We start from the raw sequence: 13,198 nt of genomic DNA on the forward strand, positions 1-13,198 counted from the left end.
TATTTATGAAAGTGTGTAAAAAAAGCATGCTTTAAAACAACAAAAAATAATAACTAAAATTATCTATTTTTTGTTATTTAATTTATTTATAATTCATATTAAAGTGTAAAACTTAAGAATTTATTAAAAAACTTAGGGTAGAATGTCACATATAACCCTAAAGTAGGAGAAACACGTGTTAAAATCACTTTCAATTAAAGCAAAATTATTGCTTATTGTTATCAGTTCCATTGTCATAGTCTCTGTAGCAATGCTGATTCAATCAGTACTTTCATTAGAAGAGACATCGGACATGGTCATTGAAAAATTCCAAAAAGATGCCTATGAGACCAAAGAGACTGAACTTCAAAACTACGTCTCTTTGGCAATGAAAACCATCCAATCGTATTATGCGAGAACGGCACCCGATAAGGTTAAAAAAGAGGTGGAAACCACTTTAGAGAACCAAACAAACTTTATCTTGTCCATCATCGAAGGTAAATATAAAAAATACAAAGGGAAAATTCCAGATAATCAACTCAAAGATATGATCAAATCTTCTGTTGAACACTCACGATATGGGGAAACAGGATATTTTTGGATCAATGACTTAGATGCAAACATCATCATGCACCCCATCAAACCTGCCCTTAATGGGAAAAATATGTCTGAATACAAAGACCAAGCAGGGAAACGAATCTTTTTTGAGTTCGCAAAAATTGCCAAAGAGAAAGGTGAAGGTTTTGTAGATTACGTATGGCCAAAACCTGGCTTTGATAAACCCCAACTTAAAGTATCATACGTAAAACTCTTTAAACCCTATAACTGGGTTATTGGAACAGGTGAATATGTTGATAATGTCAGTGAACACCTTAAAAAAGAGGCTTTAGAAGCTATCAGTAATATGAAGTATGGGAAAGATGGGTATTATTGGATTAATGACTCTCATCCTAAAATGGTCATGCACCCAATCAAACCCTCTTTAAATGGAAGTGATTTAACACAAAACACTGATGCCAAAGGGAAACAACACTTTGTTGAAATGGTCAAAGTTGCCAATGCGAATGCCGAAGGTGGTTTGGTGCGATATTGGTGGGAAAAACCAGGTAAAAAAGGTGAATCCATTGAAAAATTCTCATACGTCCAGAAGTTTGAACCGTGGGATTGGATTATTGGTACGGGGGCATATGTAGATAACATTGAAGCAAAAATTGCAGAGATGAGAGCTGAAACACAATCTCAAATTGAGCGTGTTATTATTAGAAACTGTATCATTATCTTTTTCATTATGATTGTGCTTGCCTTTTTAATGGCCATGATTTCAAATAATGCTATTTTTAAACCATTGAATAAGTTTGAAAATGGTCTACTTGGATTCTTTAAATATTTAAATAAAGAGCAACCTGACGTGGATTTCTTAGATGACAGTGCCCATGATGAGATTGGAACTATGGCTAAAATCATCAACCAAAATTTAGGTAAAACGAAATCTCTTATTGAACAAGATGCAGCTTTGATTGCAGATGTAACACGAGTAGTTGATGAGATTCGAAAAGGGTATTTACACAACAGAGTTGAAAAAGAGACTGAAAATGAATCGTTACAACAACTTCAAAATAAACTCAATGAGATGTTAGATAACCTTGAAACTAATATTGGACGAGATACCAATATCATTCTTAATGTACTGGCACAGTATGGTCAACTGGACTTCAGAGATAACATTAAAGAGGCACAAGGTAAAGTAGAGATTGCCATCAATAACTTAGCAAAAATCATCAACCAAATGTTGGCTGAGAATAAAGAAAATGGTCTGACACTGGATGCGAGCTCAAACATCTTATTAACCAACGTAGATACACTCAACCGTAACTCTACAGAAACAGCAGCGGCACTTGAAGAGACAGCTGCGGCACTCGAAGAGATCACAAGTACCATTGTCAATAACACCAACAACATTGCAACCATGGCAGAGTACTCAAATGAACTCTCTGAATCTATTAAAGTAGGACAAGGTTTAGCTGCTTCAACAGTGAAAGCAATGGATGAAATTAACGACCAAACTGAAGCAATTGCAGACGCCATTACGGTCATTGACCAAATTGCATTCCAAACCAATATTCTTTCACTGAATGCTGCAGTTGAAGCAGCAACAGCAGGTGAAGCGGGTAAAGGGTTTGCTGTGGTTGCTCAAGAGGTACGTAACCTTGCAGCCAGAAGTGCAGAAGCCGCAAAAGAAATCAAAGCACTGGTTGAAAATGCCACACTTAAAACCAATGCCGGTAAAGATGGTGCTGATAAAATGATTCAAGGATATGAAACCCTCAATTCAAATATTCAAAAAACAACAGCAACCATCAACTCCATTGCAGAGGCTTCTAAAGAGCAACGAATTGGTATCGAACAAATCAATGATGCAGTGAATCAACTCGATCAACAAACACAACAAAACGTTGCTATTTCTAATACAACTCACTCTGTTGCCGTTCAAACTGATGAAATTGCAAAACTGGTTGTCTCTTCAGCCAATGAAAAAGAGTTTATAGGAAAAGATTCTGTAAAAGCCAAAAGCATTGTGACAGATAGCACCCCTAAAAAACCAGTGAAAAAAGAGTCTTCTTCTGAGAAAAAAGAGAAAAAAACTGAACCTAAAAAAGAGGTTGAAAAAAAACAACCAGAGAAAAAAACACTCACCAAACCTGTAGAAAAATTCCAAAGCAAAAAAAGTGCTGCTGATGATGAGTGGGAAAGCTTCTAAGCTTTCTGCTCATTATATGAACACCTCTTTCATCTGATATTCATTTTCAATTCATCTGTACTTTTTATAATCCCTCAAACCATTTGTTTGAGGATTTATCATGCACATACGCAATCTTTTATACCATTTCTTGTTTTTTTTCTATTTTTCAGCTGTCTATCAAGCTCTGTGCTTTACTTTTAATGTCTCTGGCTTTGTAGGATTAAGAGAGTCCTTTTTTTTAAGTTTTTTATGGTTTATACCACTTTTACTGTTACCTTCTTACCATAAAATCATTACAGGTGTGATTGGTCTTCTTCTTTGGAGTACTTCATTAGCAAGCTTAGGTTATTTTATGATGTACGGACAAGAGTTTTCTCAAAGCGTTTTGTTTATCATTTTTGAATCCAATATGAAAGAGAGCAGTGAGTTTCTTCACACTTATTTTGCATGGTGGATGGTACCAGCACTCTTATTCTATACATCAATGAGTCTTTTTTTATGGAAAAAATTAGAACCCATTAAACTGAAAATGGCCTATAAACCGTTTGCCATTGTTTTTGCTCTGTTACTGGTAACAAAAACGTTCACAAGTCTTTATTTTATTGACAATAAAGGATTTGAAAAAGCTTACGACAAACAACTCTCTCGAATGCAAGCGGCTGCTCCGTGGAATTTAATTGTAGGGTATCAAAAGTATACATTACAACTTCAACAGATGCAAAGTCTCTTAAAAAACAATCAAAACTTGCCAAAACTTACACATTTTACAACTCAATACAACCAACCTAATACCATGGTATTGGTCATTGGAGAATCCACTAACAGAAATCGAATGAGCCTTTATGGTTATAAAAGAGAAACGAGTCCTCATCTTAAAAAGATGAAAGATGAATTACTGGTGTTTGATAATGTCTTTTCTCCTCGTCCGTATACGATTGAAGTATTACAACAAGCATTGACATTTGCAGATGAAAAAAATCCTGATTGGTACTTAGACAAACCCAATCTGATGAACATCATGAAACAAGCAGGATATGAGACCTATTGGATAACCAACCAACAAACACAAACCAAACGAAACACAATGCTCACCACTTTTTCGCAAATGGCAGACCATCAAGTCTATTTAAATAACAATCGTCGACAAAACAGCTCTTCTTATGATGAAGTAGTGTTTGAGCCTTTTAAGGAGGTGCTTTCACACAATGAAATTAAGAAAAAGTTTATTGTCGTGCATCTTTTAGGTGCACATTCCCGATACGACTACCGATACCCTGAAACATTTTCACAATTTAATAATGAGCCTGTACAAAGAGTTTTAGATGCAAAACAACAGGCTTATTATAACTACTATGATAATGCGATTTTATATAACGATTATGTGGTTTCCACGCTGATTAATGAGGTGAAAAAACAAAAAAGAGCCTCTTCTCTTCTTTATTTTTCAGATCATGGAGAAGAGGTGTATGATGATATGAGCAAAATTAAGATGGGACGAAATGAAGCAGACCCTACACTTGCCATGTATACAGTACCTTTTATTGTTTATGGCAATGCATCTTGGAAAGCCATGCACTCATATGAACATATGAATATCTACACGCACCGTCTGTACTCATCATCCAATCTGCTTTACAGTTATTGTGATTTAGCGGGTATTCGTTTTGATGGTTTTGAACAAAAAAAGAGTATTTTTAATACGGCGTATGAAACGCAACCTGTATTTATTGGGGATCCAATGAAAAAAGCAACGTTAAGGGATTTAAGGGAGAAACCGTTAGGGTAGTATGGTGACCACGACTGGATTTGAACCAGTGACCACCACCATGTCAAGGTGGCACTCTACCACTGAGTTACGCGGTCAAATTGATATAGAATAATAGTATATCAATGCTTAAAAATAGCCTTTATAAGATGCATTTTTTGAGTTTTTTTCGTTTATCCCATCCCAATGTTTCTAACTCTGGGTTTTCTAAAAACATATCCGTATATCCCAAACACAAATATCCAACGAGTTTATACTCCTTGGATATGTTGAGTACTTTTTTCACTTTTTTAGGCTTTAAAATACTGACCCATCCCAAGCCAATGTTCATACTTCGAGCCATCAACCACATATTGGTTATCGCACACACCACAGAGTACTCTCCGCTTCGTTTCATAAAAGTTTGTCCTAAGACTTCTTTTTTAGGCTTTTTGTAAAGCACGGCGATATTTAATGGAGCCTCTTTAATCCCTTCAAGTTTCAAGCGGTTATAAGTAGGTCGATCTTTGAATTTTTCTTTACTCTTCTCATAACTTTTTGAAAAGCAATCAAAGATTTTCTCTTTTCGTTTATTGTCTTTTATAATTATAAAACGCCAAGGCTGTGAGTAGCCTACAGAGGGGGCATGGTTGGCTGCATCTAATATCTTAAAAAGTTTTTTTTGAGAAATGGTTTTGTCAGTAAAGTGATTTCCACGAACATCTCGTCGTGAAAATATGATTTTACGAAGTGTCTTCGCCTCTTTTTTTCTAAATTTCATCTAAACGTTTAAGTCGTGCAACTCTTTAAAAAGAAATGCTTCTACAATCTCATCTATGCTTTTTTGTGTGGGTGCCACTAACACTGTAATGTTCTCTTCCATAAATGGCCAAACATACTCTTGTTCATTCTCTACAACCACGCAATCAATCCATTCATCAATCTCATCACGTCGTTTAAAAAAACGAATATCTTTGATTTCCCCTTCATCTAACTCAATCAATGCCCAATCTTTGGTTTGATCCAGTGTGGTGATTAACGCTTCATGGCGTTTGTTAGAATTCATAGGTATTAAAATAAGCATTACTGTCCTTTATATTACACAGATGTAAAAGAGTATTGTATCAAAAATTACTCTTCACTTTGCTTGTAAAGTACATTTTTTGCCTCGCTAAAATCCAATTTAAACTCACTGCCTTGATTGAGTTGCGTCTCTAAATCAATTTTAATGCCATATTCACGGCAAACAGAGGCTACGATATCCAAGCCTAAGCCAAAGCCTCCTTCTTCGTTTGTGGCTCTGTTATAGCGTTTAAATATAGTCTCTTTTTTTGATGGCTCAATACCAATACCCTCATCTTTAACACTCAAAGTGCATCCTTGGAGTTCAATAAAGATGTTTTTTCGTTTTCGTGTATATTTTATGGCATTGGAAAGCAGGTTATTGACAATCATATTGGCACTTTGTCGGTCCATAAAGACTTCGCAACTGCTTAAGTTGGCATGCAGTGTAATGGACTTACTTTTGGCAATCTCATCAAAAAAGAGTATGTTCTCCTCAATTAAAAGTTTTAAATCAAACACCTCATCGTACTTTTTTAGAACATCTGAGTTAATATTAAACAGGAGTTTATCATAAGTGTGTTTGACATTTTTTGCACTGGCAGTGAGTTGATTGATGGTCTTTTCATCAACAAAATAGAGTTTTTTAAGTCGAGGAATTATCATCATCATGGCAGTTATTGGGGTATTAAGCTCATGTGAACTGTCTTTAACAAAACGGTTGAGTTGTTCTGCTTTTTCTTTAACGGGTTTAAGTAAAATTCGACTGAGGATATAACCAATGACGGACATGATAACAAACCCCATCACAAATAAAAAGAGTACAAAATATTTCAGATGCAAAATATCATTCACGCCACTGGTATCTTCAATGACAATATAACCAAAAGGAAGAGTGTTATCCGCCAGTTTAAGCACATGCAAACTTCGATTCTCTTGATGATGTGCTTGCTTTCGCAAATCGACATCCAATGGATATAACAGTGTTGAGAAGAAAATGGAACCATCTTTATTTAACACCGCATAGTGTAAGTCATCTTTTCGTTCTTTAAACACATACGGTTTTTTATCCATGTGCATCTCTAAAATTTCAGATTTGACTCTCCATGCGGCTTGACTGGTTCGCATACTGCAATGAGCTTCAAGCATCGATTTTTCACGTTCAAAATACATCACGGCAATAATGGCCATGAAAATCGTTGAAGAGATAATATAAATAGACAGAAAGCTGATCAGTGCATTCTTCTCTTTTTTATTCATAACAGTACCCTACTCCTCGTATGGTTCGAATGGAGTCTTTCCCCAATATTTTTCGTATGTTTTTAATATAGACTCGTATGGTAGTCTCACTGGGGATATCATCAAAATACCAAATATTTTGCACCAGTTCATCAAAGCCAACCACGCGCCCTTTTTGCAAAAAAAGATACTTTAAAATTTGACTCTCTTTATAAGAAATCTCATATGTAACCCTGCTTGAACCAATGAGATGCTTATTCATATCTAAGTAAAAACCACCCTTTAACTGTAATACATTTCTGTCTTCAATATTAAACCGTTTGGCTAAGTTTTTAATGCGTTGCGTCAACTCCTCTAAATCAAATGGCTTTTTGATGTAATCATCACAGCCAAAATCAAACCCTTTTTTCAGATGTTCGGTATCTTGATACGCCGTTATCATAATAATAGGCGTGGTAATGGCATACTCTCTGACTTGTTTTAAAAGTTTTAATCCAGAGAGTTTAGGCACATTGATATCAAAAATAAAAAGGTCAAACTTCTCATTCTCAATATATGCTAAAGCCTCTTCACCATCTTCAGCTAAAGTCGTAATAAACCCTTGTTCATTCAAATGAGCAAAGGTTAAATCACTTAAAATGGCATCATCTTCTAAAAGCAATATCTTCATACAACTTACCGTTTTTTAAACATCTGGTCCACACTGATTTTTCCTGCACCAAAGCTGACAAATATCATTAAAAAGACCATATAGTACAATGGAATCTCAAAACCATTATCACCTGCAGAAAAACCATTTGGCAAGTGTACAGTAAGAATTGCTACAATCATCACCACAATTAAAGGAATGGATATGTACCGTGTCAATAATCCCAAACTTAAAAGTACGACCCCTGCCATTTCAGTTGTTGCTGCTAAGTACGCATTGAGTAAAGGAAAAGGGATATTCAAGCTTTCAAACCAGTATCCCACACTTTGGATATCTTTCCATTTATTCATTGCAGGCTCATAAAACCCATACGCAATCAATAAACGTGCAATTAACAACGATACACTTTGAAAATTTTCAAATACACATTGAGTGGACTCTTTTAATCGGAACATTACTTATCCTTTATTGTCAATACCCCTAAAGCACATAACTCTTTGAGAGGTTTTTCAAGAAGTTCTTTGACCTCTTTATTTTTTAGCTTATATTTGTTCGAGATGGTTTTGAGTGCTGTTTTTATATTATACTCTTTTAACAGCTTAAGATACTCATACATAAATGCCGATATCTCTCTGTAAATCACCTGTTTTAAAACCACATCATAATAGACCAACACAGGATACTTCCCTTTTTGTGTGAACTCTTTGGCATAGACTTTGTATTTGAGTTTTTTAATCCGTGCCAAGGTAGAGAGTTCATACGAATGGTTCCAGTCAAACGGGGAGGCTTCATGCTGTGAATAATCTTGCATGATAAGTTCTACTTCAATATATTCAAACCAGAGTAAATCTCTGATATACGGTACATCTGAAAATGCTTTGGGGTTCTTTTTCACAAACTTTCTGAACTCTTTTGGCAACTGCCAAATTAAATCAGTATGAGCACCACTTTTCATAAAAGCCTTGACCATTTTTTCAAAACGCTTTTTCTTAACAAGCGAAGTTAAGATGGGATTGGCGTTGCTCAATACTTCATTAAAACGGTGAAAAACCAATGCCTGATAGAGTTTTAAAGCATTTTGTGAAGAGGCTTTTTTTTGAACAACCGTATCAAAAAAACCTTGTTGTACCTTTTTATCTTTCATGAAATGCTCCCATACAAAGATGATAACTTCTCATACTCTCGTTTCATTGCTTTCAAGGAAGGAATATGGTTGTCTCGTTCAATCATCGTAGGCACTTTTCTTTTTTTGAGTGTGTGTTCAAGCAGATCCCACACCTCATCTTTGACTGCTTTTCCATGCGTATCGACTAAAAACCCTGACTCTTTATCATCATAATGCCCTGCAATGTGAATATAACTCACGGTGGACATATCAAATTCATCAATAAAAGCTTTGGCATCATAGTTGTGATTGACACTGTTCACATAAACATTGTTCACGTCCAGCAAAAATTTTACCCCGCTTTTGTGTATCAATTCATTTAAAAAATCAATCTCACTCATGGTTGCATGAGGCACATAATAGTAGGTTGCATTCTCTAAAATCAATTCACGCTGTAAGGCATCTTGAACATATTTGATTCTATCACACAGCCTCTCTATCATGCTTTTTGTTAGAGGAAGCGGTAAAAGCTCATAACTGTGTGCATTTTGCATATTTGAAAAACTGATGTGTTCAGAGTACTCTTTGATATGGTAACAATCTAAAAAGTCTTTCATCTGTTTTAAAAACTTTTTGGATGGTTTCTTATCGGACCCAATGGACAGAGAAACCCCATGAGCAATCGTTTTAGATGAGGATACAATCTCTTCAAAAGCCTCTTTATGATGATACGGCATATGAATCCAATTTTCAGGTGTAATCTCCCAAAAATCAGGCTTAAAGCCTTGAGGTATCACCTCTTGAATAAACTCTCGTCGAAGTCCTAACCCACACCCTTGTAACTTGCTCATAGATTCTCCTTTTATGAAGTAATTACTTACTTCCTCCACATTTACCTGCACCACATTTGCTGTCTGCTTGTTTTTCTACTGCTTTGTTTCCACCACATTTTGCATCAGACATTTTTTTATCGAGTTTCTCTTGTGCTTTAGAAGATCCACATTTCCCATCTCCCATTTTATCTTCTACTTTTTTTCCTTTGTCCATAGAAGAACCACACTTCCCTGCACCACAACGTGCATCTGAAGCCAATGCTCCTGTTGAACTCATCAAGGTTGTTCCTAATAAAACACCTGCTAATTTAACTGCTTTTTTACTCATCTTGAATCCTTTTGTTGATTTATCAATATGTTATGGTAATAACTTTTTGTTGGATAATTGTTGGATTGAGAAACATTTTACTTTTTTTTCTATAAATATCAACCATTTAATCACTCATTAAAAGCACTATGTTACAATTTATCTGTTAAAAAAAGGACAGCTAATGAATGAAAAAGAGATCAATGAATTTTTAGAGATGGTTAAACCAATGCTTGCAGCACTTCCAAAAGAGGAAATCATGGAAAATATCAACAACATTCCTGGTATGAGTGATGAAGAGCGTGCATTGTTTATTGAAGCGATTTTAGCACTCAAAGAGGAAGAGGAAGGAAAAGAGTAAAACTACATATAGTTTTTCTTAAACCACCAACTAAAGACAAACAAGCTCCACAAATGCTGTTTGAACTTACGATTTTTAGCTAACTCAAACAGATGTGTGACGTACTGTGCATTAAAAAAGCCTGTTTGCTCATTCACTTCTAAAATCAACTCCAAGATTTTATTGCCAAAATGACCAAAAATCCACTCATTAAAAGGGGAGTTAAACCCTTTTTTGGTTCTTTGAATTATCTCTTGTGGAATATACTTTTGTGCAATTTGTTTGAGCAGATATTTGTTGGTATTGCCTATTTTAAGGCAAGAATCCACCCCAAACATATAATCCACTAACCGATAGTCTAAAAATGGCGTTCGAACCTCTAAAGAGTTTGCCATACTCATTTTATCGACTTTAGAGAGCAGCCCTTGTCCCAACCAAATCTTTAAATCAATGTAACTCATCCAATCTACAGGGTCTTTTTTTGCTTTTTCACTTTTGTAGTGAGGTACTTTTTTAAACAGTCGTTTCTTTTGAATATCGGTAAAAATCTCCCCAAAAGAGTTATAAAGATTCTTTTGTTTAATCACGCGTCTTAAATATTCACTCTCTTTGGTGTTGTTTTGAAGAGCTGTGATAATAGAGTCCATAAAAGCACTTTGTTCACTGCTTAAACTCTTTTCAAACGCATAATATTTTAAAAACTTGGCATAATTGTCATACCCTAAAAAGAGTTCATCACTGCCTTCTCCACTTAGTACCGTTTTAATGCCCGTTTTATGAATCTCTTTTGTCAATAAGTATAAAGGGACAGCCGCACTGTCTGCATGAGGCTCTTCAAGATGGTTCATCACGGTATCAAAACTCTCTATAAACTCTTTTTGTGAGATTTCAAGCGCATGATGATTGGAGCCAATATGTTTAGCAGTGATTTGTGCATACGGCAATTCACTGTAGGCTTTATAATCACTGTATCCCACACTAAAGGTGTTGATTTTTCGTCCACTGATGTTTGTATACAAAGCAGAAATCAGGGATGAGTCGATTCCACCACTGAGCAGACTTCCCACTTCTACATCCGACGTCAATCGTGCTTCCACACTTTTAAAAAGCAGCTCTTCTATATCTTTAAGTGCTTGTGGTTCGCTTTTTGTTTTTTTATATGTATTGATTTTATAATACTTTTTGCTCTTTAACTCCCCTTTTTCAAGCACCATAAAACTGCCCGCTTCAAGCTTTTTAATATCTGAAAAAAAGGTATTGTCCTCAATGGGAACAAAGTATTGCAAGTATTGGCTCAGTGCTACTTTGTTGAGTTTAGGTGTGGTTCCTAAAAGTGTAATGATTGGTTTTATCATGCTTGAAAAGATAAATTTCCCTTCTTTAAAGCAATAAAACAGCGGTTTCTTTCCGTATCGGTCTCTGGCACAAAAATACTTTTGTTGTTTAATATCATAAATACAAAAAGCAAACATCCCATTAAGTTTGTTTAAAAAATCCTCTTGATACTTTTGATAGAGCCTTATAATCACTTCTGTATCTGAAGCGGTTTGACAGTGAAGTTGTTCCTCTTTAGTAAGTTCTTTATAGTTATAAATCTCTCCATTAAATACGATAATGATGTCATCAAATATCATGGGTTGATTGGCTTCTTCATTTAAATCAATGATACTTAAACGCGTATGCCCAAAGAAGTTTTGCTCCACTTGTTTAAACGAAGAGAAATCTGGACCTCTGCGATGCAGTTGCTCAACCACCTTTTCAAATGGCGCAGCGCTTTGAAAGTTACACCCAACGATACCACACATCAGTGTGCTCCAAAAAAGTATTGAATCACTTCTAAATAGAAGTAAATCAAAGCAATAAAGGCAATGGAGGTAATAAGTATGGCCGTTGTTACATCATGTGGTCTGCAGTTATACAAAGCTGCTAAATTTACGTTGTTTACTGCTAAAGGTACCATGAGTTCCATGAGTAATATAGATGCCACATAGCCATCTAAGTTGGTCATTAACACCACACCCAATCCAACAATAGGCAATACCAATTGTTTTACAATGGTAATGTGTCCTGAAAGTTTCCAGTTGGTTGTTTTGACTTTGATTTCACTCAAATAAATACCAAAAATAATAAGTTGCATCACAATGGCCGTGTATGAACCCATCTCAAGAACTCTATTAAAGTGTTCATTAATAGGCAGTTGGTAATAGTTAAATGCAACGGCAATGACGGAAAACCAAATGGCTGGGATTTTAAAAATCGATTTAAATGCTTGAGCAAATGAGAACTGCTCTTTTGCAAAAAAATAGACGCTGAAAATATAGATAAAAAAGACATTGGCAATGTTTAAAATACTCGTATAAGGTACACTGGCAACGCCAAACAGAGCAATACCCAGAGGAATTCCTAAATTCCCTGTGTTTCCAACAAGTGAAGAAGCCAAGAAAACCGATTGATCTTTGCTGTCAGAAAATATCGATTTATAAACGAGTAACATCAAACCCAAACAGATAAAAATAATGACAAAATACAAAACAGGCACAATGACAAATTCAAAGTTAAGTGGAGCTCGTGTTAAACCCCAGAAAATCAGTATAGGTTGTAAAAAATAGAGATTAAGCAGTATAAAGCTTGTTTGGTCAATACGCTCTTTAAATGTTCGTTTGACAATAAAGCCAATAACAATAAAAAAATAGATGGTGGCTACTGAGATAAGTGCTTCGATATTATGTCCTTTAAAGAGTGTTATTTTATCATAGAATAATAAAATATAGGATATATTATTTGCATGCATAAAGATTTAAAAAACGTATCAATTCTGTACGTAGAGGACGATGACTTTCTACGTGAACACACACAAGATTTACTCAAAAAGATATTTAAAGAGGTATTTGTTGCCAAAGATGGGAAAGATGGGGTATATGTCTATAACGAACACCTCAATCAAGTGGATGCCATCATCACCGATATAAATATGCCTGAAATCTCTGGTATTCAAATGGCAAAAATTATTCGTAAAATTCAAGAAAAAAGCAACAAAAATTCACCCATCATTGCGTTGAGTGCGTATAATATTGAGGATTACAGTTTTCAAGAGTTAAAAGATAATTTTGCACACTATTTGAGAAAACCCATTCAAGTGAAAGATTTGGTGATTAATGTGAATAAAGCCCTTAAAGGGGAGTTGGAAGATTTTATCTGAT

At 35.2% G+C, this 13,198-nt stretch carries 14 protein-coding genes and 1 tRNA gene; 4 read left to right on the forward strand and 11 right to left on the reverse strand.

Going from position 1 to position 13,198, the window contains the following annotated elements:
- Positions 1 to 175: 175 nt before the first annotated feature.
- The gene (locus tag CRV04_RS05690; protein ID WP_128995860.1) at positions 176 to 2,737 is read left to right on the forward strand and encodes a methyl-accepting chemotaxis protein; all 2,562 of its coding nucleotides are present in this window, start codon (positions 176 to 178) and stop codon (positions 2,735 to 2,737) included.
- A gap of 100 nt (positions 2,738 to 2,837) precedes the next feature.
- Complete coding sequence (gene cptA, locus CRV04_RS05695; protein WP_128995861.1) at positions 2,838 to 4,505, forward strand: phosphoethanolamine transferase CptA; 1,668 nt, start codon at positions 2,838 to 2,840, stop codon at positions 4,503 to 4,505.
- Between the two features lie 2 nt (positions 4,506 to 4,507).
- On the opposite strand, the gene CRV04_RS05700 is transcribed toward cptA, so the two are convergent.
- The 9 genes from CRV04_RS05700 to CRV04_RS05740 all read right to left on the reverse strand — a co-directional run bounded on the left by CRV04_RS05700 (position 4,508) and on the right by CRV04_RS05740 (position 9,679).
- Positions 4,508 to 4,582: transfer RNA gene (locus tag CRV04_RS05700), tRNA-Val, on the reverse strand.
- A gap of 44 nt (positions 4,583 to 4,626) precedes the next feature.
- Positions 4,627 to 5,244, reverse strand: a complete 618-nt coding sequence (bluB, locus tag CRV04_RS05705; RefSeq protein WP_128995862.1) for a 5,6-dimethylbenzimidazole synthase — start codon at positions 5,242 to 5,244, stop codon at positions 4,627 to 4,629.
- On the reverse strand, positions 5,245 to 5,547 hold the full coding sequence (locus CRV04_RS05710) for a hypothetical protein (protein WP_128995863.1): 303 nt from the start codon (positions 5,545 to 5,547) through the stop codon (positions 5,245 to 5,247).
- Positions 5,548 to 5,594: 47 nt separating this feature from the next.
- Positions 5,595 to 6,785, reverse strand: coding sequence for a sensor histidine kinase (locus CRV04_RS05715; RefSeq protein ID WP_128995864.1), 1,191 nt, complete (start codon positions 6,783 to 6,785; stop codon positions 5,595 to 5,597).
- A complete protein-coding gene (locus CRV04_RS05720) occupies positions 6,778 to 7,434 on the reverse strand; it encodes a response regulator transcription factor (protein ID WP_128995865.1) in 657 nt (218 codons plus the stop codon). Before CRV04_RS05720 ends, CRV04_RS05715 begins: the two co-directional genes overlap by 8 nt.
- Before the next feature lie 5 nt (positions 7,435 to 7,439).
- Positions 7,440 to 7,868, reverse strand: a complete 429-nt coding sequence (locus CRV04_RS05725; RefSeq protein WP_128995866.1) for an HvfX family Cu-binding RiPP maturation protein — start codon at positions 7,866 to 7,868, stop codon at positions 7,440 to 7,442.
- Complete coding sequence (locus CRV04_RS05730) at positions 7,868 to 8,557, reverse strand: HvfC/BufC family peptide modification chaperone (protein ID WP_128995867.1); 690 nt, start codon at positions 8,555 to 8,557, stop codon at positions 7,868 to 7,870. Before CRV04_RS05730 ends, CRV04_RS05725 begins: the two co-directional genes overlap by 1 nt.
- Positions 8,554 to 9,369, reverse strand: a complete 816-nt coding sequence (locus tag CRV04_RS05735; protein WP_128995868.1) for an MbnB/TglH/ChrH family RiPP precursor modification enzyme — start codon at positions 9,367 to 9,369, stop codon at positions 8,554 to 8,556. Before CRV04_RS05735 ends, CRV04_RS05730 begins: the two co-directional genes overlap by 4 nt.
- A gap of 22 nt (positions 9,370 to 9,391) precedes the next feature.
- The gene (locus CRV04_RS05740; RefSeq protein WP_128995869.1) at positions 9,392 to 9,679 is read right to left on the reverse strand and encodes an HvfA family oxazolone/thioamide-modified RiPP metallophore; all 288 of its coding nucleotides are present in this window, start codon (positions 9,677 to 9,679) and stop codon (positions 9,392 to 9,394) included.
- A 163-nt stretch (positions 9,680 to 9,842) separates the two neighbouring features.
- On the opposite strand from CRV04_RS05740, the gene CRV04_RS12865 reads away from it, so the two are divergent.
- Positions 9,843 to 10,019, forward strand: a complete 177-nt coding sequence (locus CRV04_RS12865; RefSeq protein ID WP_164969129.1) for a hypothetical protein — start codon at positions 9,843 to 9,845, stop codon at positions 10,017 to 10,019.
- 2 nt (positions 10,020 to 10,021) lie between these two features.
- Here the strand turns inward: CRV04_RS12865 and asnB are convergent, their stop codons facing one another.
- Together asnB and CRV04_RS05750 are read right to left on the reverse strand one after the other, a co-directional pair.
- Complete coding sequence (asnB, locus tag CRV04_RS05745; RefSeq protein WP_128995870.1) at positions 10,022 to 11,803, reverse strand: asparagine synthase (glutamine-hydrolyzing); 1,782 nt, start codon at positions 11,801 to 11,803, stop codon at positions 10,022 to 10,024.
- Positions 11,803 to 12,789 carry an AEC family transporter gene (locus tag CRV04_RS05750; RefSeq protein ID WP_128995871.1) on the reverse strand — a complete coding sequence of 329 codons (987 nt, stop codon included), beginning with the start codon at positions 12,787 to 12,789 and terminating at the stop codon, positions 11,803 to 11,805. The genes asnB and CRV04_RS05750 overlap by 1 nt, the downstream gene beginning before the upstream one ends.
- Here CRV04_RS05750 and CRV04_RS05755 point away from each other — a divergent pair.
- Positions 12,784 to 13,197: a response regulator gene (locus CRV04_RS05755; protein WP_128995872.1), complete on the forward strand. Its 414-nt coding sequence runs from the start codon at positions 12,784 to 12,786 to the stop codon at positions 13,195 to 13,197. The genes CRV04_RS05750 and CRV04_RS05755 overlap by 6 nt on opposite strands.
- The last annotated feature ends 1 nt before the right edge of the window (position 13,198 follow it).

The sequence above is a fragment of the Candidatus Marinarcus aquaticus genome (genome assembly GCF_004116335.1).
In the GTDB taxonomy this organism is placed as follows: domain Bacteria; phylum Campylobacterota; class Campylobacteria; order Campylobacterales; family Arcobacteraceae; genus Marinarcus; species Marinarcus aquaticus.